General features: G+C 39.9%; 19 protein-coding genes. 10 read left to right on the top strand and 9 right to left on the bottom strand.

The genetic code is table 11. The features are described 5' to 3' along the window. Positions 1–5: 5 nt before the first annotated feature. The gene (locus AC504W_RS14355; protein WP_494873015.1) at positions 6–1,148 is read left to right on the top strand and encodes a hybrid sensor histidine kinase/response regulator; all 1,143 of its coding nucleotides are present in this window, start codon (positions 6–8) and stop codon (positions 1,146–1,148) included. Positions 1,149–1,158: 10 nt separating this feature from the next. Here the strand turns inward: AC504W_RS14355 and AC504W_RS14360 are convergent, their stop codons facing one another. Further along, positions 1,159–1,614, bottom strand: coding sequence for a response regulator (locus tag AC504W_RS14360; protein ID WP_494873016.1), 456 nt, complete (start codon positions 1,612–1,614; stop codon positions 1,159–1,161). A gap of 2,237 nt (positions 1,615–3,851) precedes the next feature. On the opposite strand from AC504W_RS14360, the gene AC504W_RS14365 reads away from it, so the two are divergent. After that, positions 3,852–4,796 (top strand): N-acetylmuramoyl-L-alanine amidase, encoded by a 945-nt coding sequence (locus tag AC504W_RS14365; protein ID WP_494873017.1) that lies wholly within the window; start codon positions 3,852–3,854, stop codon positions 4,794–4,796. Positions 4,797–4,857: 61 nt separating this feature from the next. On the opposite strand, the gene AC504W_RS14370 is transcribed toward AC504W_RS14365, so the two are convergent. Then, positions 4,858–5,442, bottom strand: coding sequence for an LURP-one-related family protein (locus tag AC504W_RS14370; protein ID WP_494873018.1), 585 nt, complete (start codon positions 5,440–5,442; stop codon positions 4,858–4,860). 297 nt (positions 5,443–5,739) lie between these two features. Between AC504W_RS14370 and AC504W_RS14375 the strand changes: the two genes are divergently transcribed. The 4 genes from AC504W_RS14375 (at position 5,740) to AC504W_RS14390 (ending at position 9,351) form a co-directional block, all read left to right on the top strand. Further along, positions 5,740–6,384, top strand: coding sequence for a hypothetical protein (locus tag AC504W_RS14375; RefSeq protein ID WP_494873019.1), 645 nt, complete (start codon positions 5,740–5,742; stop codon positions 6,382–6,384). A 115-nt stretch (positions 6,385–6,499) separates the two neighbouring features. After that, positions 6,500–6,904, top strand: coding sequence for a hypothetical protein (locus AC504W_RS14380; RefSeq protein ID WP_494873020.1), 405 nt, complete (start codon positions 6,500–6,502; stop codon positions 6,902–6,904). A 208-nt stretch (positions 6,905–7,112) separates the two neighbouring features. Then, on the top strand, positions 7,113–8,471 hold the full coding sequence (gene trmFO / locus AC504W_RS14385; protein ID WP_494873021.1) for an FADH(2)-oxidizing methylenetetrahydrofolate--tRNA-(uracil(54)-C(5))-methyltransferase TrmFO: 1,359 nt from the start codon (positions 7,113–7,115) through the stop codon (positions 8,469–8,471). Positions 8,472–8,607: 136 nt separating this feature from the next. Continuing rightward, entirely contained in the window at positions 8,608–9,351 is a 744-nt protein-coding gene (locus AC504W_RS14390; protein ID WP_494873022.1) for a 3-oxoacyl-ACP reductase family protein, read from the top strand. A gap of 137 nt (positions 9,352–9,488) precedes the next feature. Here the strand turns inward: AC504W_RS14390 and AC504W_RS14395 are convergent, their stop codons facing one another. Together AC504W_RS14395 and AC504W_RS14400 are read right to left on the bottom strand one after the other, a co-directional pair. Next, entirely contained in the window at positions 9,489–10,028 is a 540-nt protein-coding gene (locus AC504W_RS14395; RefSeq protein WP_494873023.1) for a GAF domain-containing protein, read from the bottom strand. A gap of 375 nt (positions 10,029–10,403) precedes the next feature. Beyond that, positions 10,404–11,084 (bottom strand): uracil-DNA glycosylase, encoded by a 681-nt coding sequence (locus AC504W_RS14400; RefSeq protein ID WP_103126124.1) that lies wholly within the window; start codon positions 11,082–11,084, stop codon positions 10,404–10,406. Positions 11,085–11,231: 147 nt separating this feature from the next. Between AC504W_RS14400 and AC504W_RS14405 the strand changes: the two genes are divergently transcribed. Beyond that, positions 11,232–11,906, top strand: a complete 675-nt coding sequence (locus AC504W_RS14405; protein WP_494878654.1) for a phosphoribosyltransferase — start codon at positions 11,232–11,234, stop codon at positions 11,904–11,906. A gap of 209 nt (positions 11,907–12,115) precedes the next feature. Here AC504W_RS14405 and AC504W_RS14410 read toward each other — a convergent pair whose 3' ends face one another. Next, complete coding sequence (locus AC504W_RS14410) at positions 12,116–13,192, bottom strand: tetratricopeptide repeat protein (protein ID WP_494873024.1); 1,077 nt, start codon at positions 13,190–13,192, stop codon at positions 12,116–12,118. Positions 13,193–13,303: 111 nt separating this feature from the next. On the opposite strand from AC504W_RS14410, the gene AC504W_RS14415 reads away from it, so the two are divergent. Beyond that, complete coding sequence (locus AC504W_RS14415; protein WP_494873025.1) at positions 13,304–13,972, top strand: class I SAM-dependent methyltransferase; 669 nt, start codon at positions 13,304–13,306, stop codon at positions 13,970–13,972. 35 nt (positions 13,973–14,007) lie between these two features. Here the strand turns inward: AC504W_RS14415 and AC504W_RS14420 are convergent, their stop codons facing one another. The 3 genes from AC504W_RS14420 to AC504W_RS14430 form a co-directional block, all read right to left on the bottom strand. After that, positions 14,008–14,313 carry a DUF6881 domain-containing protein gene (locus AC504W_RS14420; protein ID WP_494873026.1) on the bottom strand — a complete coding sequence of 102 codons (306 nt, stop codon included), beginning with the start codon at positions 14,311–14,313 and terminating at the stop codon, positions 14,008–14,010. 203 nt (positions 14,314–14,516) lie between these two features. Further along, entirely contained in the window at positions 14,517–14,987 is a 471-nt protein-coding gene (gene ybiA, locus AC504W_RS14425) for a riboflavin biosynthesis intermediates N-glycosidase (RefSeq protein WP_494873027.1), read from the bottom strand. Between the two features lie 765 nt (positions 14,988–15,752). Further along, positions 15,753–18,950, bottom strand: a complete 3,198-nt coding sequence (locus AC504W_RS14430) for a GAF domain-containing sensor histidine kinase (protein WP_494873028.1) — start codon at positions 18,948–18,950, stop codon at positions 15,753–15,755. 324 nt (positions 18,951–19,274) lie between these two features. Between AC504W_RS14430 and AC504W_RS14435 the strand changes: the two genes are divergently transcribed. Together AC504W_RS14435 and AC504W_RS14440 are read left to right on the top strand one after the other, a co-directional pair. Continuing rightward, positions 19,275–23,576, top strand: a complete 4,302-nt coding sequence (locus AC504W_RS14435) for an ATP-binding protein (RefSeq protein WP_494879324.1) — start codon at positions 19,275–19,277, stop codon at positions 23,574–23,576. Further along, positions 23,545–24,723: a GAF domain-containing sensor histidine kinase gene (locus AC504W_RS14440; RefSeq protein WP_494879326.1), complete on the top strand. Its 1,179-nt coding sequence runs from the start codon at positions 23,545–23,547 to the stop codon at positions 24,721–24,723. The genes AC504W_RS14435 and AC504W_RS14440 overlap by 32 nt, the downstream gene beginning before the upstream one ends. A 28-nt stretch (positions 24,724–24,751) precedes the next feature. On the opposite strand, the gene AC504W_RS14445 is transcribed toward AC504W_RS14440, so the two are convergent. Further along, positions 24,752–25,735: an alpha/beta hydrolase family protein gene (locus AC504W_RS14445; RefSeq protein ID WP_494873030.1), complete on the bottom strand. Its 984-nt coding sequence runs from the start codon at positions 25,733–25,735 to the stop codon at positions 24,752–24,754. Positions 25,736–25,783 lie beyond the last annotated feature (48 nt).

The raw sequence follows: 25,783 nt of genomic DNA on the forward strand, positions 1-25,783 counted from the left end.
TAATCATGTCTGTAGTGGAAAAGCCTAAAATTGATCGGATTCTTGCTGTTGATGACACTAAAGATAACCTGATTTTGGTGCAAACAATTTTAGAAAGTGAAGGTTATCAAATTGATTTAGTTTCCGACGGTAAATCAGCTTTAAAATATGTGGAACAATCTCCACCTGATTTAATTCTGCTTGATGTGATGATGCCAGGGATGGATGGTTATGAAGTTACCCGTCGCATTCGTCAGAACCCAGAAATTAAAAGTTATATTCCGATTCTGCTAATCACCGCCTTTCATGAATCGAGCGTTGTGGAAGGACTTGACAATGGTGCTGATGATTTTATTCGCAAACCTTTTGATACAGATGAACTCTTAGCGAGAGTGCGATCGCTTTTGCGACTCAAGCACAGTTTAGACGAACAGCAAAAAATGTCTCGCCAACGAGAAGATTTTGTATCTCGCCTCACCCATGATTTGCGTACCCCTCTAGTAGCGGCTGATCGAATGCTGGGTTTGTTTCAAGACGAAACATTCTGCAAAATTTCTCCAGAAATGAAACAAGCGATTTCCGTCATGATTCGCAGCAACCAAAACTTAATGCAAATGGTCAATACCTTGCTAGAAGTTTATCGTTTAGAGGCAGGGAAAAAGACCTTTAACGATGAAGTTTGCAACTTACCAGAAATAGTTCAAGAAGTAGTTAGCGAATTATCACCCCTAACTAGTGAGAAAAATTTATATGTAGAAGTAGATACCAGTGGTTTAGCGCCAAATCCCACAGATCCTGGTATTGTGATGGGCGATGCTTTAGAACTACGTCGGGTGTTCAATAACCTCCTCGGTAACGCCATCAAATTTACCGATACAGGCGGAATAACAATTCGCTTCTCGGAAGAAACAAACAACCTTCAAGGTAAAACTTGGGTCATCATCACAATTGAAGATACAGGCTATGGTATCGCCCCAGAAGACCTAGCAGGAATTTTTGAGCGATTTCGTCAAGGCAGAAATAAGCGATCTGGTAGTGGTTTAGGGCTGCATCTCTCCTATAGAATTGCCGAAGCACACGGTGGTAATATTACAGTTGCCTCTGAACTAGGTAAAGGCAGTGTGTTTACAGTACGACTACCAAAAAGTCTTGAAGAAAGCAAAGAGTAGCGAATTTGTCCTAATCCTGACACAGTTCATAACTGGAATGCGGCTCTAGTTTTCCCCTTAGCAGACGGCGCACCACCGTTTCTAAATCCTCAATTAAGAATGGTTTGCTAATGTAGTCATCAAATCCAGCCTGGAGAATGCGTTCTCGATCTTCTCTGGTGGCTAAAGCTGTAACCGCAAGTACGGGAATTTTGTAAGTTAGCGAATCGTTCTTCAGATAACGGACAACTTCAATCCCACTGAGACTAGGTAACAAAATATCTAGCATGATCAAGTCTGGCTGATACTCTTTAGCTACCAAAAACGTTGCGGAACTGTCTGATTGACAAATGAATTGACAGCCTAGCGACTCAAGAGCATAACTAATTAGCAGGAGATTATCATCATTATCTTCCACTGCCAAAATTAAAGGCTTCTGAGAGTTCTGCTGCTTGCCATCACTGATGAATGAATGTGCTAGGTACATCTTTTCTCCAGAAAAATCAATGGGGATTTCTCGTCTTTTTTGATATGACAGACGAACTATCCCACAAGGGATAGGATGGAGTGGATTGAGAATTAGTTTTTATTTTAATTTCTGACAGTTGAGTGTCAATAGAAAAAATTTAATGTTTATAGTTTGAGCAGACACTTTTTGATTATACGCAAAATTACATAATTTTTCGGCAAAAATTTATCATAATTTGATATAAAAAAATCTAATTTAGATTATGGGCTATTTTTGGGCGATCGCCATTCAAGTTAAAGATACAAACTCATAGGTATAGTTGCTTGGTACGCCTATGGGCGATCGCCATTCATCTGCTACAAAAAATGAACTCTTCTCTTCAGCCTTTCCGTGTCAACCTGAGAATATTTAGTACATTTTCTACTTAACTTTCTTCAATATTATTTCTCAGCTATTAACAGTAAAAAACTCAGAATAGGGATTTGCTCTTTGACGGCATCGCCTTCATATCTGAGTCCCATAATCTAATTTTATTTATAAAACTAAAATTAAACTAATTATGCACAATCAGTCAGAGAAACCAGTAATATCCAACAATTTACGAGATTGAGAACTGCTCACAAGATTCAACCAATGCACTTTAGCTGATTCTGAATCGAATCATTCAGCACACTTAACCGTTGCAATATGGTATCTAACTCAGTATGAAGAAGACCAGCACTAAATTTGATTCGTCAAGGTATTTAGCACTACAACGCAATTATAAATATCCAGACTACACCAAACAGCGGTCATCATGAAACGCTGACCGAAGAAGTAGAGGGGAAGGGGGCAGGGGGAAAAAATGAAAAACCCATAAATTTGCATCATTTTTTTCGTGAAATGGTATCAGTCGTAGGAAGTACACCAGCTTATTGCTTATACTCAAAAGCCCAGCCATAATGGCCGGGCTTTTAAGAAAGGCAGTGGGGCAATATTGCCCAAATTTAAATATAGAGTTTCTGTATAAATCGCTGTACTGATAGGTAATACCACTGCACCGAGACTAATTCCGGAAAGCGAGAAAAATTTTTTGGGAATTTATCTGACTATGTTTGGACAACACCCAGGAATAAGTGGCAACGCCAGCCTTTAGGATTTTAAAGGAGAGTATGGTTGTGATTACAGATGAATAATACATTTGACTGGCAAGAATGGGTAACTGTATTGGGTTACGTGGGATTCACGGTGTTTATCATTGGTTGTGTGTTTGCCGCACAGAGAAAATAAATACCCTAGAAGTCACATTTAATTTGCATATTTTTAACTGAGGAGACAAACGTCAATCTCTTCTCTACACCCTTGTCTATTAGTCAGGGTTTCTTGAAAAAGCTACAGATGAACTGGCCAGGGTCTTTATTTTCAAAGGGTACAACAGTCCCATCTAACTTAATTCTCACTTTTTGACGACAGTTGTATAGCTCAAGGGGTCTTTTTTCACCATCCACACTCACAATAGCCCGATATTCCCAATAATTTTTGGCGCTGCGATTAATACTGATAATGCAAATCTGATGACCGTCGTAATTACGGCATACAGAAGCATAAGCTGGAAATATGTAGAAACTGGAGAGTATGAGGAGCAATATTAGGGCAAAAGATTTCATTCGGCTCAATTTCAGGAAAATCCACTACACCAATTAGAGATATTACGATGTTATAGCGATAGTCAGATATGTTAGGACAGTTTGAAAGCTTGAATGCAAGGTATAGTAAAACTTTTCCTTCTGCCTTCTGCCTCCTGCCTCCTGCTATATGTCTCTAACGGGCGTTCATATTACAACTGTTAGTAGGCATTTTAGCGGCGATCGCACCTTGATTACCACTTCATACGCCATAACTGGAGTTATGAAGTGAACTTAAGCATCTGGGAAACAAGCCTGGATCACATGCTATTCTTAATTTGTTTTGCTTAAAACCTATGCGGAGGATTAATTCCCAAGCGTTCTGAAATCAGACGCAGTAGCCTCACTGCGCTATGTAGTTAACGCAGTAAGAGAGTTGATATTTTTTTCTGACCAAAAAATTAACAAATTATTATAATTTCGTTTATGTTAATAAATAAAGTAAATAACAATTAGCATTTGTTAAAATAAAAATGAATTAAGTGGAAGTTTATTATAAATAGTAAATTTAGGCAAATATGGAGTACTTGAAAGTAAAAGCTTATGCTTTCAAGCGTTAAATTAGTATCAAATAAAAACAAGGACTAGCACATGAAATTTGGCATTGATATCGGACATAATTCTCCCCCAGACACTGGAGCTAGAGGAATAAAAATAGAAGATAATTTAACATTAGAAGTCGGCAATAAAGTTATAGAAAAATTAAAGGCTTTGGGGCATGAAGTCATTTCATGTAGACCAGACCGCCCTAGCTCTTCTGTGAAAGATTCACTTTCACAAAGAGTCAATAAAGCCAATGCTAATCGAGTGGAAGTATTTGTCTCTATACATTTTAATTCCTTTAACGGCCAAGCCAACGGCACAGAAGTGTTTGCAGGTAGTGAGACAAGTAGAAAAATAGCGAAGCCTGTATTAGATGAAATTGTCAAATTAGGCTTTTTTAATCGGGGTGTTAAAAGTGGTTCTCACTTATTCGTGATCCGCAATACTAATATGCCTGCGATTTTAGTCGAAGGTTGCTTTATTGATTCCCAAAAAGATGTGAATCTTTTTAACTCGGAAGCAATGGCTAATGCTATTGTCAAAGGCTTAACGGGTAAAGTTCCTACCACTCCTGTTCCTCCAGTTCCAGATGAAGAACAGAATGTTGATACCACAACGCTCAGATTACAAAAAGCTTTAAATCGTTTAAAAATTACCGATAAAAATGGTAAGCCATTAGTAGAAGATAATGTCTTGGGAGAAATAACTAGTTCTGCTGTAGAGAACTTTCAAAAAATTGTGGGAATAGCCCCATCTGGAGTGGCTAACACATCTACATGGAATGCGATAAATTTGATTTTAGCCAAACGTATTATCCGCCCCAACCACGCTGGGGGAACGGTGGTGCGATATTTACAATACCGTGTTGGTGTGGAAGCTGATGGTGTTTACGGCCCACAAACAGAAGCTGCCATCAAGAAATACCAACAGCAAAACGGTTTAACTGCTGATGGAATTGTTGGGCCAAATTCTTGGCAAAAACTAATTGGCTAATTATTTAGTTATGTAGTTAGGCAAAATAAAATTAATATTAATTTTATTTTGCCTATTGATATTAGCCACGATTTTTTTCTAGTAGCAGCATCATAATTAAACTTAACAAAATCTGCTGCTCTTCGCGATCGCTCATTTGATCAACAGCTTTGATAATAAATTTCCGTGACAAAAAAGTGGGAATTTTCTCCAAACGCATCACCACCGTACCATCCGCCCGACTCACCAAATAGACGGGGTTGAATACATAACCAGTAAACATACCCAAAATAGGTATTTCGGCAAATAAAGCATCTGCAACTTTCACCCAAGGATTTTTCTCTTGGATAGTTAAATAAGTACTGTCGCCATCAAAGATGTCATAACGCGCACGCCAAATAGATTTTAAGCCCCGACGTTTCACTGCACCGATATTTGTCCCATTAGTGTCAGCAAATTCATAACTAGCCGAGAAGTCAATAATGCGATCGGCTTTGATGTAGTATAAAGGATTAGTTTGTTCAGCATCAGCAAAAATTGTAATTGCTTCTTTGAGCTTAAAAAGTTTCTGTTTAACGTAGAAAGCCAAATTACCCTGAGCGTTAACAATAGAGATTTGCGGTGCTAATGCCCAAAATTTAAAAGTAAGTTCCAGAGGATACTGCATGATTGAATAGAAGCAACAAGGTTGATTGCTCTATTAATCCCAAAACCAGTAAATTACCTACAATTATGTAAATAATATATACATATTGATATATTACTTTATCGGAAATAGATGATGAAAAGTGCGATCGCCTATTTCTCTGATCATTCCTGTGATCACAGTTGCTCATCATGGCGACATCAAAGAATTTTTTCACAAATCTGCCAAGGGGCTGCATAAAAAAATCAAGGTCAACCTATTGAGTGAGTGTAGGGGTTAAACCCAAGCGAAAAACACTTAAATTTTAGGAGACCAACCATGAAATTCTGCCATATCACCAGTTCTTTGTTGACTGCTACTGCACTTTTGACCACTACATTCCCTGCTTTTGCAGGCCCCTTTGATGTTAGACCTGCGGGTATCTTCAGACCAGGTAATGTGATTCCTGGCGCTGTCGGTAATGCAAATGTGAATAATTCTGCACCCAGTAACCCAGTAGGTAATAGTGAAATTCAAGGTTTAGGCGACCATCAATCTTGGGTTGATCCCAAAACTCTTGCCAACGATCCCCGCGCCTTGTGTAGCGATGTTGGTTTAGGTAACAATACTCGCAATAGTTCCAGCAAAATCGCCTTAGCAACCTCTACCAGCACTCGTTCTAGTGCTTCTCGCAGCCACAATGATGGCGGTGGAGGTGGTGTCAGCATTTTTGGGATTGGTGTTAGCGGTAGTGGTGCTAGTCAAGGTAGCCAAAATAATAGCGAATCTCGTGATAACAACAATAACCGCACAGAAGAAAATAGCAGTAGTTCTTCAACCGTTGTTCAAGGTAGAAATTGCGATGCTTTCGTTAACGCTGCTGCGGCTAGAGACATGAACTACCAAGACAACCTGACTCGCCGTTATGAAATTAAAACTGGTCGTCGCGGACAACAAGTTAACCAACTACTTGAAGATAAATAATTCAACTTTCAATATGAGGATGGGCAGAATGTTCATCCTACAAAAAATACAAAAATAATTAACGGGAAAACGCCAAGGTTAGCGCCTTGGCAATTTTTAGCTTTTGGAAAAATTTATGAACAAAATCATGTTTACTAGTGCAATTATGGCGCTGTTAGTGCCAGCTTTAGCAAATGCCGAAATTCCCAAACATACTCCGCAAAACTCCCAACTTCTACCATATTTATTAGATAGTCCTGACCAAAATTCAACAGTGCGGGTGCGTTGTCTTTCTCGTCTAAAACAAGCAGCCATCAGAGAGTATCTTTTAAAGCCCTATGAGAGTAATTCCACTGCTGATACTGTTACTATTGAAATTGCAGGCAGTTGTCGTCATCTCAAAATTCGCGTCGAAAATGATGCAATTTTTGATGTTTATCCAGCCTATAACCCTTATTTAGACGAGCATCATACTAACTTTAATGATTCCTGGCTGACTCGCAAAGGTTCAGGATGGCATTGGTTGTTGCGTCATAGATGACTATCCCAGCTTCTGGGGAATTACCAATCACCCGAAAGCATTTGGGTATGAAGCCCCGTCTTGAAAGACAAGCGTTTTGTGGGAGGTCTAAATCCTCCTCCAAAACCACTCTGTTTCCTGTTCTCTGTTCCCTTTTAACCATCCTGAATTATATGTGATGAACTAATACATTACAGTGGTAATTAACCGCAGATAAACGCAGATGATTATGGAACAACAACCGATACAAGTAATTGGAGGTGGACTAGCTGGGACAGAAGCAGCATGGCAAATTGCCCAGGCGGGAGTACCTGTAATTTTTCATGAAATGCGTCCCAAACGCTTTAGCCCTGCCCATCATACAGAACATTTGGCAGAGTTAGTTTGTAGTAATTCTTTTGGGGCGATGGCTAGCGATCGCGCTGCTGGATTACTCCACGAAGAACTGCGACAATTAGGTTCTATTGTTATATCTAAAGCTGATGAACACGCGGTTCCGGCTGGTGGGGCGCTGGCGGTAGACAGAGGCCAATTTAGTCAAGATTTAACAGCAGCTGTATCAAACCATCCTTTAGTAGAATTTCGGCGTGGTGAAGTCAATGCTATCCCCGAAGGCATTGTAGTGTTAGCAACCGGGCCGTTAACTAGTCCTGACTTAGCCGCAGACTTGCACCGCTTCACCGGAATGGAGTACATGAGCTTTTTTGATGCGGCTAGTCCGATTATTGTTGGTGAGTCAATTAATCGTGACATTGCCTTTATGGCATCTCGTTATGACAAAGGTGAAGCCGCCTATCTCAACTGTCCGATGAATAAAGAACAGTATTTGCAGTTTTGGCAAGCTCTGTGTCAAGCCGAACAAACAGAACTGAAGGACTTTGAGAGAGAAACGGCAAAGTTTTTTGAAGCTTGTTTACCAATTGAAGAATTAGCACAACGGGGCGAAGATACCATGCGTTACGGCCCCTTAAAGCCAGTGGGTTTATCTGATAGCCGCACGGGGGAGCGTCCCTACGCTGTGGTGCAGTTACGCCAAGAAGATAAAGCCGGACAACTGTGGAATATGGTAGGCTTTCAAACTAATCTGCGTTGGGGTGAACAAAAGCGCGTATTTCAACTGATCCCTGGTTTAGAAAAAGCTGAGTTTGTGCGGCTGGGAGTTATGCACCGTAATACTTTTATCAATGCACCCCAACTGATGCAACCGACATTACAATTTAAACAACGTCCTACGTTATTAGCGGCGGGACAGTTAATTGGGACGGAAGGTTACACCGCCGCCGCCGCTGGTGGTTGGCTGGCGGGAACCAATGCAGCCCGACTGGCTTTGGGTAAAGAACCGTTGATTGTACCGCCAACAACAATGCTAGGGGCGTTATTAGATTTTATTAGTTCGGCTTCTCCCAAACATTTTCAACCAATGCCGCCCAACTTCGGGATTTTGCCGGATTTAGGTGCAAAAATCAAAAATAAACAAGAGCGTTATGGACGTTATCGCGATCGCTCTTTAGCAGACTTAGCTAACTGGAAATCCCAATTAATATCAACCATAGGACTTACGCAAGAAAACGAAAAATTAGGGTTTTAGAGAAGGGTGTGAGGGTGTAAGGGGTAATGGAACTCTGATTAAATTATGATTTTTAGAGTCAATCTACACTTGTGAGATACCCTTAATCCTCTACACCCAGTCTTCGCAGATGTTAATAGTATAAAAATCTACCAAAATGAATCAACCACTCATAGATAAAGTTGCATTGGTTACTGGCGGTTCGCGTGGCATTGGTACTGCGATCGCCAAACGTCTTGCCCAGGAGGGTGCTGCTGTCGCTTTTACATACACTAGTTCGTCACAGAAAGCAGAGGATTTAGCGCAAGCCATTCAAGCGACAGGCGGTCAGGCGTTGGCAATTCGTGCGGATAGTACAGATGTTGAAGCAGTGAAAAACGCGATCGCCCAAACCGTAAAAACTTTTGGTCGCCTCGATATCTTAGTGAATAATGCTGGAGTTGCTGTCTTAGCCCCGATTGATCAGTTCTCGCTCGATGAGTTTGATAGATTGATTGCAGTGAACATTAAGGGAGTCTTTGTGGCGACTCAGGAGGCATTACGTCACATGGGCAAAGGGGGACGAATTATCATGATTGGTAGCATTAATAGCGATGTTGTTCCCTTTGTGGGTGGCTCTGTCTATGCGTTGACTAAGGGTGCGATCGCCAGTTTTACCCGTGGACTTGCCCGCGATCTGGGGGAACGTGGTATCACGGTCAACAATATTCAGCCTGGCCCCGTTGATACTGATATGAACCCAGCCGATGGAGCTTTTGCCGAGCAGTTAAAAAAAGCGATCGCCATCGGTCGTTACGGTCAAGCCGACGAGATTGCCGATATGGTTGCATATCTTGCAAGCCCCGGAGCCGCCTTTGTCACTGGTGCGAGTCTGAAGATTGATGGTGGAATTACAGCTTAAACTCTGAATCAACGACAGTTTTATCAGCAATTAGTTAAGTGTCTGCCCTGAAGAGTTTGCCTCGAAACTTAATTCACTTAACTTTATTGTAGATGCTCCTATCGGCGAAATGATCACAGATTCGCCGTTTGCATAATTTAACTTCCTAAAATGTTGTAGTCTGTGGCTAGGGTTTTGGCTGCTGTTTGCATTAAGTTGATATCTGCTTGCGACCAAATACGGGGTGCTTGACATTGATGCGCCACGAGTAAACCCCACAATCCTTTGGGGACTAAAATAGGCACAACTAAGTTAGCACGTACCTGGATGCTTTGCAGAAATTCTCGGTGACAGCTTTCTAATGATTCTTGATCAATATCAGCGATCGCTCTAATTCTGCCAGCTAAATACAAAGCTGCATATTCATCAGTAAAACAATTATCTTGCCCTGTGGAACCTAAGATTGAATATTTATCTGAACTTAAGGATTCAAAAGTAACCTGTCCCTGCCATTGCCAATAAAAGTAATATAAAACAACGCGATCGGCCTGAAGCGATTCTCTCAATTGATTAGTCGTTTGTCTAATCAAGGCATCACGCTGCATTGTGCTAACCAAGCGATCTAAAACTCTTCGCAACCCCTGTTCAACAGGTTTGTTTGATCTGGGGTCAAATTCTTGGTGAGAATGAATTTGCACAGTTACACTAATTACGAGTTAGGGCAAATTTAGAGAATTTCTTTAGTAATTTATCAAACATCTACAAAAAAAACACCAGCTTAAAGAATAATTCAAGAATCACAATCCCTTAGTGACTAATTAAATCACCCACTAATTTTTAGGATTGGTGGAGGTTTTAAACTCAATTTATTCATCCACCACTCATACAGAATGTATCCAGAATTCTATTTTGACAAATATTATTTAATTGAATAGTGATCAAATTAGGTTCAACTAGATTGTTGCTAATAATTTCAGAATACAAAATTTTTCATTATCAGCCGTATTCTCGTACCAAATTTCTCAGCTAAATTGTAAAAATTAAGATTGATTTAAACTTTGTGACTTTCATTCTCAAAGATTTTGTTTAAGTTCATCATACTTAGCGCGTACTGCTTGGATATCTTGCCACATCAACCATTTTGGGCTGCCTTTTTCCTTAGATGGGTTACGCAATAAGTAGGAGGGATGAAAAATTGGCATACATAAACGGCCTTGCCACTCTATCCACTGACCACGAATTTTGGTGATTCCCTGTTTTTCGCCAGTTAATCCTTTAACTGCCGTTGCACCTGTTAACAAAATGATTTTTGGATCAACTAAGCGAATTTGTTCTAACAAATATGGAATGCAAGCGGCCATTTCCTGAGGAGTAGGAACACGATTATTGGGTGGTCTGCATTTATTGATGTTACCAATGTATACATCATGCTCAGTAGTTAAATTCACAGATTCCAAGATTTTCTCTAGCAACTGCCCAGATCTACCAACAAATGGTAAGCCTGTTTCATCTTCGTTCTGCCCTGGTGCTTCTCCCACAATCATGATTGGGGCTTTGAGATGACCACGCCCTACCACCGCATGAGTGCGAGTTTGTCCTAATTCGCAACGCTGGCACTGATTGCAGTGTTGTGCCAACTCGGTCATATTGTTGTAGGTTCCCGTCAGAATGGGAATTTTGGCATCTGTAGGAATCAGTTCTTTTTGAGAGAAGTTAGATTCACCAAAGAGACTGAGTTGAATATCACTGCTCATGAAACTACGCTTGTTGGGATCAGCACCTGATGTTGAATTTCAGTAAAATCTCGCTAGATTTATCTGTTGCTCAATACTGAAATTGGTATGAGTTTTATTGTAGCAGCGAATTTAAGTCATGATAAAAACAATGCCCTCAAGAAAAGTATGTTACACACCCCTCTTTTTGAGAATCGTACCCAGGCGGGTGCTGAGTTAGCGCGAGTGATTCATAATATGCTGACTCAACAAACAATTGACTCTGGTATTAAGCCTGTACCAATTGTCTATGCTTTGCCAAGAGGGGGTATACCAGTAGCAGCACCAATTGCCCAACTTTTAGATTGTCCTTTGACAATAGTTGTAGCTAAAAAAATTAGTCATCCAGATAACCCAGAGTTGGCAATTGGTGCAGTAACTGCGGCTGGTGATGTGTTGTGGAACCAACCCAAGCTTTGTCGCTGGAAATATACATCGCGCTGGCAAGAAACTGCACTCAATCTAGCGATGAATCAAGCTCAAGAGTTAGAAGCATATTTGAGTTCGGCTTGTCCATCAGTGCATCCAGCAGGGGCGACGCTGATTTTAGTTGATGATGGGATTGCTACTGGGATGACTATGGCGGTAGCAGCAATTACTATAAAAAAGCTGGCTCCAGCGGCAGTTTGGCTATGTGCGCCAGTCGCACCACCAGAGTTGCTTCCTTGGTTACACCAGTGGTGCGATCGCCTGATTTTCTTAGAAACACCAGAGTTTTTCCGTAGTGTCAGTAATTTTTATACAGAATTTCCTCAAGTGGAAACGGAGGAAGCGCTAGTTTATCTTCAAGAAGCAAGGATGTAAGAGAGCAAGGGGTGTAAAACAATCAATAACCCTTGACCGAATTTTAGATTTTAAATTTTGGATTGAAGATTCAAAATTCAAAATTTAAAAAGGTGACAGGTTCCCCCGAATTTATTCGGTTAATAAATCTAAAATCCAAAATTGTATAACAGGTTCCCCTGACTTTAGGCATGGGGTCAATCTAAAATCTAGAATCCAAAATCGTGTGACTATTCCTGATACTGCATAGCTTTAGCGTAATCACCCAAGGCATAACAAGCAACTTTTAAACTAGCTAGAGCTTGTTCTTCGATGCGACGGTCTTTAATACTTCTAGCTAAGAGTAAGCGTTGTTCATAATATTTGATTGCTTGGCTGTAATCTCCCAGAGCTTCACAGGTAACGCCTAAACTCCCAAGAGATTGTTCTTCACTACGCTTGTCTTTTAATTCTCTGGCTAGTTGCAAACGTTCTTCATAATAAGTCATGGCTTTGCCATAATCACTGGTAGCATAACAGGCATTGCCTAAATTCTTGAGTACTTGAATGGCACTACGCGGGTTGTTGAGAATGCGTGCTACTTTGACACACTGTTCATAGTGGGCGATCGCTTTAGGATAATTGTCCAAAGCATACCAAGCATTACCCAGATTTTTTAGTACCTGTTCTATACCCCAGTTATCTTGGAGTTCTTGCACGAGTTTTAAGCTTTGCTCTTGATACTCAATCGCTTGTTTTAAGTTGCCTGCTGCTTTATAAACTAATCCTAGGTTATTTAATGCTGCAACTTGACTACGTTTGTCTTGCAAGTTGCGGGTAATTTTTAAACACTCTTCTAAATATTTAATCGCTTTGTTATGGTCATTTAAGTGTCTGTAAGCATTACCTAAATGAGAAAACGCCTGCATCTGTATAGATGGATCAGGTGTCTCTTTTTTCAAAGTTAAACACTGTTGGGCATAAGAAATAGTACTTTTATAATCTCCAGAAGCGTAGGTGACTACGGCTAAAAAAGAAAGTGCCTGCTCTTGTTGTTGTATATCTCCAATTACCTCAAACAACTCTAGAGATTTTTGCAAAGACTTCAACGCCGCAATCAGTTCTCCAGCTTGTTGTTGTTGCATTCCTTGGCGCAATAGTTCAGATGCTTCCCATAACTGAGTGTCACTGTCTTCAGCAAACATTGCGTCAGCCGCACTTGGATCAAATTCATGGGTAATGGTATTACGCTTGATTGGCGTAAGGCGGGTTGTAGGCACTGACGTAGGAGAGGTATTTTTGTTATTTTTCCATTCACCGTCTGACATTGACCAATTACCATTAAACTAAGCTGGTAAATCAAGTGTTCCCAAAATCAATGTTTATCTTTCATTCAGAAAGATTACTTTAGTATTGTTGATTTCACGCCAGGATTGATCATGGAAAGAGTGTTGGAACCAGAAGTAATGGACACTTGGGAAGAAGCCATTGATTATGATGCAATGGATTTTACCGAGGTTAATACAGCGTTTGCCAAGGAAGCGATCGCGCTTTGTCCGACAGAACAATGTTTAGTGCTGGATGCGGGGACTGGTACTGGTCGCATTCCTGTTCTGCTCTGTCAAATGCGTCCCCAATGGCAATTGATGGCCATTGATTTAGCTCAAAATATGCTCAAAATTGCCGCGCAACATATTCAGCAAGCTGGATTGTATGAGCAAATTAGTTTGGCATTAGTGGATGCCAAACAGTTACCCTACGCAGATGGAATGTTTGATTTGGTGATTTCCAATAGCTTGATTCACCATTTACCTGATCCTGTGCCATTTTTTCAAGAAATTAAACGAGTCACCAAACCTAACGGCGGTTTGCTCATTCGTGATTTATTACGTCCAGTAGATGAAACCACCATGAATGCTTTAGTAGACAGCATTGGTAATGAATTTGATCACCGTCAGCAAAAATTGTTTCGTGATTCTCTCCACGCTGCACTCACACTAAATGAAGTGAATCAGTTGGTTACTAGCGTGGGTTTGGTTGGTGTGAGAGTGTATCAATCAAGCGATCGCCATTGGACTATGGAACGAAGTTGTCATGTGTCTATTTAATCAAGTCAGCAATACTTTATCTCTACTACCCCAACTTATCGATTTATGGGGATTTTTGTATTCCATACTTTTTCAAATTCGGCTTCAGTAATCCCAAATTCTTGAATATCCTCTTCCTGTATTGCTTTATCACATAACATACCGTAATTATCTGCACAGTGGCTACTGTCATAAAATAACACGTTGCCATTTTCGTAAACTTCTATTTGTCTTATGGGATATCGATTATCACCAATTTCGATAAAATAAGTACTCGTACCCCAAACATCATATTCACCTCCCAAGCTTTCCTCCCAAAACCATTTACAATATTGCTTGACTTTAATTTTTGATAAGAGCATCTTTTTGCCTCCTTTGTTTCCTCCTGGCTAATTCTGTTAGGCTTAAATTAAATTTATAAACAATCTACTTTTAGGAATTCTAAGTAAACATTGATTAATAAATTTATCTAACAAATATTGTTAGTCATAATTACTGGTAAATATATCTCCCTCGATTGCTGAACTTGTGATAACTGCAAGGGCTAATATTAACAGCAATTAGTTTATTTTACCGTAACATTTCCCAGTTTTGTGCCACCATTTGAGCGTAGGATATCGCGCACTTCCATTAAAATTATCCCTAACATATTTTTACCGCTACCATCGGCTCCACAACCCCAATAATAATCAATGGGAGAATTTTCGACAATTTCGGTATTACCTGTATTTAGTAATATTTCCTGAATATCTAAATGAGTCTCAAACTTACATAACACGGCTTTCTTCATGATATCGTCTTTAACTTGCTCCCAATCTTGACGCAGAGGACGACTTCTTTCTCTGCCCATTTTTGCTGCTTCTTTGGGAGTTTTTAACAAACGAATTTGTTCTAAATGGAATGTGCCAACAAACTTTTGCGCTTGAAAATAATGTTCACTAGTATACCAGTATAAATCATCCAAAACAAAGCCGTGGTCTGAAAAGTTAGAAAAGCAGCCATATTGTTCACGGGTGCTATAAAAGTAGATAGTCATCGAATTAGTTCTAACAATAGGGGATTAAAAATTATTCATAACATTTCCTTGGGGATTTGACAAAATTATCCGATAAGCACGCATTAGCTGTTTGTGGGCATAATTTTCATAGTTGTATGCGACAAGTAACCCACTTGTTGTACATATACAAGTAATACCAACATTTATTGCATAGCCATAACTTATCTTTTGAGCAATACTCCAATTATGACTGAAGTGTAATAGATAAGTTAATTTTTTTTCAACCCATTGTTTTTAGAAACACTTATTTGTTTGAAGATTTACGCAAGAACTCTCTCAAATTCTTATAACTTCGTGTCCTACCCTGCGGGAAGCTGCTTGCGCGTCTACGTTTTTTCATAATTTTGCGTAAGTCCTATATTTAATAATATGAATTTTGGAAATACAAAAAGGATGTTTAGCTTAAATAATACCAATTTGAAAAATGATTGCGACAAATGGATTTCTGAACAGCTTACCAGTAAACCCTTTATCAATCCAAAATCGTCTTGAAAAGTTTGCTCAAGTCGGGGAACCCGCCCACGCAACTTTCCGCAAAATCTAAAATTCAAAATGGTATAAGCCCAAAGTAGATATAAAAAAATTCAGTAATCATAGAATAATCTCTCCTGATATCAGGATAGAGACTGGTGTTTTTTGATTACTGAATCGATACTTTATCAATAGAGAAGGTCAAACATTTAAATTTAAGGTTAGCCAATTCTCTTAAATATCAAGACAATGATATTTATGTGTCAAGACTTATTATTTTTGCTCTGATAAATTGACTTTAGCTAACGATTTATTATTCGTCACCTGATGAATCGGTAGTTCAACTACAAACTCTGAGCCTTGGCCGATTTCAGAGTGGCAATATATTTTACCGTTGTGTTTATCTGTGACAATTTGATAGCTGATAGAAAGCCCTAGTCCTGTGCCTTTACCGACAACTTTAGTAGTAAAAAAAGGATCAAATAGTCGAGACAGGATATTTTCCTGCATACCGAGTCCATTATCAGCAATCCGAATAACAATCCAATCTTTATTGAGTATGGAAGTAGAAATGCGAATTTCGCTAGGTTTTGCGGCTATTACTTCGGGAGCAGATTTCAAGTTTCGCTCTTCTAACACATCAATCGCATTGGATAACAAATTCATAAATACCTGATTCAACTGACCGGGATAGCATTCTATTAAAGGTAAGGAATCATATTCTTTGATAACATGAATAGGAGCAGCATCACCTGAAGGCTTCAAGCGGTGTTGCAAAATCATTAATGTACTATCAATGCCTTCGTGAATATTTGCGACTTTAAAATCAGCTTCATCTAGACGGGAAAAATTTCGCAACGATGTCACAATTTCGCAAATTCTTTCACTACCGACTTGCATAGACTGAAATATTTTTGGTAAATCGTCAAATAAGAAGTCTATTTCAGTCTTCTTGAAAAACTCTTGGATTTCAGGCGCAGGATGAGGATGATATTGCCGATAAAGTTTCACACAGTGCAGTAAATCTTGGGTATATTGGTGAGCGTGTTCTAAGTTACCGTAAATGAAATTAATTGGGTTGTTAATTTCGTGGGCAACTCCCGCGACTAATTGCCCTAAACTAGCCATTTTTTCTGCGTGGATAATTTGCATTTGGGCAGTACGTAGCTCATTCAACGCTTGGGCGAGTTGATTAGCTTCTTCACGGGTTTGACCCAGCAAACTAGATTGTTGAAATAAGTTGGCTTGATGTAAAGCGACGCTGATTTGCGCTGCTACTTGGGTGACAAATTCTAGTTCTTCTTCTTCCCAATGACGTGCATGGGTGCATTGGTGAATACACAACAATCCCCATAATTCATCACCTTCCATCAATGGCACAACAATCTGCGCTTTGACTTGGAAGCGTTCAATTACATCCAAATGAGGTACTTTGGAACCAATGCTGTTGACATCAGAAATGACTTGCAATTGCCCTTGACGATATTGCGGTGCGAACTGGTCGCCGAAGCAATAATCTTGCACCTTTATAGACAAGGTAGAATCGAATTTGGGTAGCACATCTTCAACAATAAATTCACCACTGCAAAAACCAACATTAGGGTCAAAGCGAAATATGCCGACTCGATCTGCTGTTAGCGATCGCCGCACTTCGTGTACTGTAGTCTTCAGGATGGTCTCTAAATCTAATGATTCTCGAATTTTGACGACTAAATCAAATAAAATCCGCCGCTGTTCTGCCGATTGGTGCATTTCGTCAGCGCGAGTTTGAATTTGGCTGACCATTTGAGAACCTTGGAGTGCTACTCCAAGTTGACTAGCTACTTGTCCCAAAAATTCTACTTCTACAGTCTCCCAGTGACGTGGTGCAGAATGTTGATAAGCTGCCAGCAATCCCCACAGATTCCGTCCGACAAAAATTGGGGTTAATACATAGGCGCGAATTTTGAATTGCTCTAAAATGTCTAGGTGACAGCGCGAGTGTCCAACTTGGTAGATGTCGTTGACAGCAAAATTTTCATTGTTGCGATAGCGCCCACCTTTGGTTTCTTGGAGATAGGTATCTTCCCAAACGAGATTTTTGCCAAAAGGATTGATGCTGTCCCATTGAGCTTCCAACATGCCAAAATGACTGACGAATTCGCCACTCCAATCTTCGTGAAAACGGTAAACTCCGACTCGCTCTACTCGCAGCAGTTTACATACTTCTTGGCATGTAGTTTTCAAAATCAAATCAATATCTAGGGAAGAGCGAATTTTGCCGACGACTTCTGTTAATGCGCGTTGGCGAGCGATCGCATCTTGTAGGGCAATGGCTTGTTGTTTTGATTGGGTCAAGTTCTCAGCTTGTTGAATCGCCACACCCAATTGCGCTCCAACTTGTGCTAAAAATTCAACTTCGTAATTTGCCCATTGGCGCGTCCCAGAGTGTTGATAGGCTGCAATCAGTCCCCATAGTTTTGTCCCGGTAAAGATAGGCGCTAAGGCATAAGCCCGAATCTTGAATTGCTCAAGAATGTCAATGTGGCATCGGCTATGTCCGGCTTGATAAATGTCATTGACGGCAAAACTTTCGTTGTTGCGGTAGCGCCCACCTTTGGTTTCTTGCAGGTGAGTATCTTGCCAAACTAAATTTTTGCCAAAGGGATTGGTTCTATTCCACTGCGCCTCGACCATACCGAATTGGCTAACAAATTCTCCACTCCAGTCTTCATCAAAGCGAAAAACTGCTGCCCTCTCTAGCTTTAAAAGCTTACAGACTTCTTGACAAGCAGTGTTGAGAATAATTTCAGGATTTACTGATGAGCGAATATTCCCGACCACTTCCGTCAATGCACGTTGACGAGCGATCGCATCTTGCAGTTCTGCGGTACGTTGTTTGGTTTGTTCAATGATTTCTGCTTGCTGCATAGCCACACCAATATGGCTGGCAGCTTGAGCTAAAAATTCAACTTCGTTACGATCCCATTGTCGTGGAGCAGAGTGTTGATAAGCAGCTAGTAAACCCCACAGTTTGGCACCAATAAAAATAGGTGCGATCGCATAGGCCCGAATCTGAAACTGTTCTAATACTTCAATATGACAACGCGCATGACCCGCGTCGTACATGTCAGCCACAGCAAACGGCTCATTTTTGCGATATCGCCCTCCCTGAGTTTCTTGCAAATAGGAATCTTGCCATACTAAATCCTGTCCAAAGGCTGTCATTGCATCCCAAGGTGGTTCAGCAAAGCCCAAACAATTGATGAAACTACCACTCCAGTCAGCATTGAATTGATAGATTGCCACACGCTCAATCTGCAACTGCCGACAAATGTCTTGACAAGAAGTTGAACACAGAGATTCTAAATTTATAGATGCCCGAATCTTCGCTAAAATCCTGGCCAAGATTTTTTGGTATTGAACAGCAAGCCCCAACTGTTTATGACATTCTTGTACTGATTTTGATACATCATAATCGTTTGTTGCCATAAAGTTTTTGAAAATGAAATACTTAGTTTTAGTGTTCCCTGCTTCACTTTTTTATTCACAGATGTCAACAAAAACCAAATATGCCTTAATGAATTTTATTTCGTTCACCACTGAGGCGGAACTCGCAGAGTCGGCGCAAAGGCGTTAAGAATAAATCTTTTATTTTAGTTAAACATCTGAATTCATCCTGTATGGATGCAACGCTAGTTAGTAAAAAGCCTATGCTTCTGTCCATATATTGTTAGTCAACATCTCGTTAATGGGAATACTAACGGAGTGTAGACAAGCTCTGCACTACTTTTTGCTGACATGAGGTATGTATAGATGGTGACAGTAAACACTACCCCCATCATTCCCGGATATGAAATAAGCGCACAACTGTACGCAGGCTCCAGAACCCAAGTATATCGGGCTATCCGCGAATCAGATCAACTCCCCGTCGTCATCAAGCTATTAACCTCAGAATACCCTACCTTTCAAGAACTACTGCAACTCCGCAATCAATACACCATTAGCAAAAATCTCAACATTGTCGGCATTATTCAGCCATTATCATTAGAAACATATCACAACAGTTATATTCTGGTGATGGCAGATACAGGGGGAATCGCATTACGCGAATATATGCAAACTCATCCCCTCTCCCTGGCAGAATTTTTGAGTATAGCCCTGCAACTCACCACCAGTCTCCATGAATTACATCAAAATCGAGTGATTCATAAAGATATTAAACCCGCAAATATCTTAATTCATCCCCAAACAAAACAAGTCCAAATCATTGATTTTAGCATCGCTTCATTACTACCCAAAGAAACCCAAGAAATCAAAAATCCCAATGTTTTGGAAGGAACCTTAGCTTATATCTCCCCAGAACAAACCGGGAGAATGAACCGCGCCATTGACTACCGGAGTGATTATTATTCTTTGGGTGTGACATTCTATGAATTGTTAACCGGAGAATTACCATTTAATAGCACTGACCCAATGGAATTGGTGCATTGTCATTTAGCGAAAATGCCAACAGTCATCGGGAACAGGGAAGAAATTCCGCAAGTGCTTTCAGATATTGTGTTGAAATTAATGGCGAAAAATGCCGAAGATAGATATCAAAGTGCTTTGGGATTAAAGTATGATTTAGAACTTTGTTTAGCGCAACTCCAAGATACAGGAGCAATTACAGATTTTCTCATCGGTGAACGGGATATTTGCGATCGCTTCTTAATTCCCGAAAAACTATATGGTAGAGAAACCGAAGTTAATCGCTTATTACAAGCCTTTGAGCGCGTCGCCAATGGCACATCAGAAATGATGTTAGTAGCGGGATTTTCCGGGATTGGCAAAACCGCTGTCATTAATGAAGTCCACAAACCAATTACCCGTCAGCAAGGCTATTTTATCAAAGGTAAATTTGACCAATTTAATCGGAATATTCCCTTCAGTGCCTTTGTCCAGGCTTTGCGAGATTTGATGGGACAGTTGTTATCAGAATCGGATGCAAAATTGGCACAGTGGCGCAGTCAAATTTTAGCAGTGGTGGGAGAAAATGGACAAGTTTTGATTGAGGTAATTCCCGAACTAGAACGAGTGATTGGTAAACAACTTCCAGCACCGTCACTATCGGGAACTGCGGCACAAAATCGGTTTAATTTGCTGTTTCAAAAGTTTATTGCGGTGTTGACGACAGCGGAACATCCACTGGTGATATTTTTGGATGATTTACAGTGGGCAGATTTGGCTTCTTTTGGGTTAATTAAACTGTTGATGGAAGATAAAAACTATCTGTTGTTGTTGGGTGCTTATCGGAATAATGAAGTGTCGCCCTCACATCCGTTAATGTTGATGGTGGAAGAGATGAAGAAAGCTGGAACGACGATTAATACTATTACTCTAGCACCGCTGATTGAGCAGGATACAAATCAGTTAGTAGCTGATACTTTACGTTGTAAAACCGAGCGAGCGCAACCTCTGACAAAATTAATTGAGCGTAAAACTCAAGGTAATCCGTTTTTTATTACCCAGTTTCTCAAGGCGTTATATGAAGATGGGGAAATTACATTTAATCATCAGCAAGGTTATTGGGAATGTGATATTACCCAAATTCAGTCCCTATCTCTTACTGATGATGTCGTGAAATTTGTCGCCAAACAGTTGCAGAAGTTACCTCAACCAACGCAAAATGTTTTGCAGTTAGCTGCTTGTATTGGTAATGCTTTTGATTTAAAAACTTTAGCCATAGTTTCTCAGCAGTCTTTCACTACTACTGCAACCGCATTATGGAAAGCTTTGCATGAAGGTTTGATTTTGCCCCAAAGTGAACTATATAAATTTTATTTGAGCAACACGCAAGCCAACGGCAATAATAGCCATATCAAAAATATTACCTATCGATTTCTGCACGATCGCATTCAACAAGCTGCTTACTATTTAATTCCAAAAGACCAAAAAGCAGCTACTCATTATCAAATTGGACAACTGCTACTCCAGCATACCGACAAAGCAGAACTTGAAGAAAAAATCTTTGATTTGGTCAATCAATTCAAACTAGGAATCGATTTAGTTACCACTCAAGAGCAGAAATATTTAGCTGAATTGAACTTAATTGCCGGACGCAGAGCTAAAATGGCCACGGCTTACGCCACATCTGTCCAGTATTATGCAACAGCTAGAAAATTGTTAGCCAATGATCATTGGCAAGAATCATATAACTTAATGCTGGCAATCTACACTGAAGCGACGGAAGCTGCTTATCTAAATACTGATTTTGGGCAGATGGAACAGCTATCGAAAATAGTACTAAGTAAAGTTAACAATATTTGGGATAGCGTACCTATTTATGAAATTAAAATTCAAGCTTGTATTGCCCAAAATCAACTGCGGTTAGGACTAGATATATCTGTGGCGGTTCTGCATCAGTTGGGGATAAATTTACCTACTCAACCAACTTACCAAGATATTAATCAAGCATTAGAGAAAACTCACTCAGTATTGGTGGGAAAAACCACCGCAGAATTAATCGATTTGTCTTTAATGACAGATACTCGCGCCCATGCTGCAATGCGGATTTTGTCGAGTACGTTTGGGGCTGCTTATAATGGCTGTCCGGAAATGTTGCCTTTAATTATTTGTGAGCAAGTTAATTTATCTATTCAACATGGTAATACAGCTTTATCTGCTTTTGCCTATGCAAGTTATGGTTTAATTCTTTGTGCTTTTACCGGTGCAATGAAAACAAGCTATGAATTTGGGCAATTAGCTTTAAATTTAATGGAGAAGTTATGCGCCCAACAACTGCGTGCCAAGATAGAAGCAGTATTTAATAATTGCATTAGACATTGGCAAGATCCTCTCACATCTACATTGATATCTTTATTACAAGGCTACCAAAGTGGATGGGAAACAGGAGATTTGGAATGGGCTGTGTGGTGCATATTTGGTTATAGTTTCCACTCTTATTGCGCTGGCAAAGAATTAACGGCATTAGAACAAGAGTTAGCTATATATAGTAAGGCGATCGCCCAACTCAAGCAAACCACAGCACTTAATTATCAAAAAACCTATCACCAAGCTACTTTAAACTTACTGGGTTGTAGTGAAACTCCTTTTAAGTTAATCGGGGAGGTTTACAACGAAGACTTAATGTTACCCCAACATCAAGAAGTTAATGATCGTCCGGCTGTGTATCACGCCAAGATTAACAAACTGATTCTCTGCTATTTATTTGGTGAGTATGAGCAGGCGATCGCTGAGGCTGCTATGGCTGCACAATACTTAGATGGCGTTCCGGGGTTATTTGTCAGCGTTTTGCTGCCTTTTTACGATGCTTTAGCCCAGTTAGCTATGTTGAATCAAGGATCTGAAGGTGAAGCATCAGTTAGTTTAGAGCGCGTTCAACTTCATCAAGCAAAACTTCAGCAATGGGCAGATTTAGTTCCCCAAAATCATTTGCACAAATTGAATTTAGTAGAAGCCGAATGCTGCCGTGTTTTGGGCAAACCTTACGTTGCAATGGAATTATATGATCAGGCGATCGCCAACGCTAAAGAAAATAATTACATCCAAGAAGAAGCATTAGCAAACGAACTCGCTGCCAAATTCTACCTCAATTGGCACAAAGAGAAAGTCGCCGCAGGTTATATGCAGGAAGCTTACTACTGCTATGCTCATTGGGGTGCAAAAGCCAAAACTGATGATTTAGAAAAACGCTACCCCAATTTATTGCGTCCAATTCTGCAAAAAACTACACAGAACTGGAATCCATTGGACACACTAGCGAGTCTGTCTACCGCCAATGTTGTGATTCATTCTTCCTTGACAACTTCCCTTTCTTCTAGCTCGTCGATTAATGCAACGCTAGATTTTGCTGCCATTCTCAAAGCTTCTCAAACCATCTCTAGTCAGATTCAACTTAATGAACTACTGCACCAACTAACTCAGATAATTTTGCAAAATTCTGGTGGCGATCGCTGTGCCTTAATTTTGCTGAATAATCAAGGAGAATGGCTGTTGAGAGCCATTGCTACACCTGAGAACACAGAACTTTTTGCCGAACCTTTAGAAGGATCATCCCAATTTACCTGTCAAGTTAATCCAATATGTGAAAAATACTCAAGAAATTGTGGTGATTGATGAACTCAAAACCAATTTACCTGTAATTGATGAATATTTACGGCAACAACAACCAAAAAGTTTGTTGTGTTTGCCCATTATTAATCAAGGACATTTAATGGGGATTTTATATTTAAAGAATCACAACACCAGCGGTGTGTTTACTAGCGATCGCATCCTAATTCTCAACTTTCTTTGTATTCAAGCTGCTATTTCTTTAGAAAATGCTCGCTTGTACCAACAAATCGAAAATTATTCTTGTATTTTAGAAGCAGAGGTAGAGCAAAAAACCCAAGCTCTCAACCAAAAAGCCCAAGATTTAGAGCAAACTTTAACAAAGTTACAACAAACTCAAGCCCAATTAATTCATACAGAAAAAATGTCATCTTTGGGGCAATTAGTAGCAGGAATTGCTCACGAAATTAATAATCCAGTCAGTTTTATCAAAGGAAATATCACTTATACAAAGGGTTACTTCCAAGACATAATGAGTTTGCTAACACTTTATCAACAAGAATATCCAGAACCTAGTCCAGCTATTAAAACCAAAAGTCAAGCTATTGATATTGATTTTCTGTTTCAGGATGTGAATAAAGTTCTCGAATCAATGGATGTAGGGAGCGATCGCATTAGCCAGATTGTATTAAGTTTACGCAATTTTTCGCGGGTGGATGAATCGGGAATTAAACTGGTAGATTTACACAGCGGTATTGAAAGCACACTCTTAATTTTACAACATCGCTTGCAATATGCGGTAAATCAACCCGAAATCCTAGTAATCAAGGAGTATGGTAACTTACCTCTGGTGAAATGCTATCCTAGCCACTTAAATCAAGTTTTTCTAAATATTATCAATAATGCCATTGATGCCATACGAGATAATTTTCAATGCGGTGAAAAACCACAAATTCGGATTCGCACTGAAGTCATAGACAATCAACGCTTACGCATTGCGATTGCCAATACAGATAGTACAATTCCCGTAGAGATTCAAAACCGCATCTTTGAACCGTTCTTTACGACAAAACCCATTGGTCGTGGTACAGGTTTGGGGTTATTTGTCAGCTATTCAATTATCCAACAACATCACGGCACTTTAACTATGCGATCGCACCCAACTAAAGAAACAGAATTTGAGATTATTCTTCCTATTAACTTTGTTGCATAAAAAAGCATTATTGAAGATGAAAACATGGTCATTTACGGTCAAATAATGCAATTAAATAATTTTTAGATACTAACATTTGATTGAGAGCTTCCAGGGCAATTGTTTGGTAACGAACGTGAGCATCAATGAATAAACCAATCGTTTCGGCGATTAAATTTCGCAGTTGTTCTTCTGGCTGTGTAGCTGGAAAGTCTAGAAATGGTCTACTAGTTGTGGAATCAAATGGATGGGTAATAGAAAAATGGTTAGCTCCTTCCAAAAGAAGTAAATAACTATCTTTTCTACCACCTGCGATCGCTTCTTGGAACGTCCGAATAATCGGAGTTGTAGGTTGTTCCCAAGTCACTCCATAACTATGGCTACTCTTTGCAATCACTCCATCACAGGTTCCGCCAATCATTAATAAAGGTAAAGAATCAGGTAAAGGTAAGATTGTGCCGGCTTCATATCCTAGGTTTACATTTGCTGCTGTATGTGCGCCATAAGCAAAGGCGGCTACTACTTGTGAGCAAAATCTTGGCTCTGCACTTTCAATCGCCACTCTACCACCCGCTGAATGTCCACCTAGAATGATCTTGTCTAAGTCAAGTAAGCCAGCCAAAATCCCTTCCTGTTGTAAACTCTCTAACACCCTTAGTAGTGTTGGTAAAGCGGCAGCTGTCGGGCCTTTGCCATACATAATAGGAGGTAACATTTTCAGATCAATACCTGGAGTGAGAGCCACCAGCCCAGGCAAATTTTCGGCAATCCAGGAAAATGTAACGACAACAAGCCCACGCTGTGCTAATTTAATCGCCAACCATTGATAAATTTCAGGGCCACAGTTAATTCCGTTGAAAAGAATAACAACTGGAAACTTAGATTCTTGAGAATTAGCAGGAACAAAACCCAAATTCCCTTCTGGTTCACTACCTGATAATTGGGCTGGGTAGAAAACTTTCAAGTGAATGCTGTTGTAGGGTGAAGAACTATCTTCAACTGTCGCAGCTTGGAAAAATGCCCGAACATTCATGAAATGCTAATTTCAGCCTCTTAAGTTCAATACAATATTACCAATTCT

This window comes from Nostoc sp. C96 (assembly GCF_059384975.1).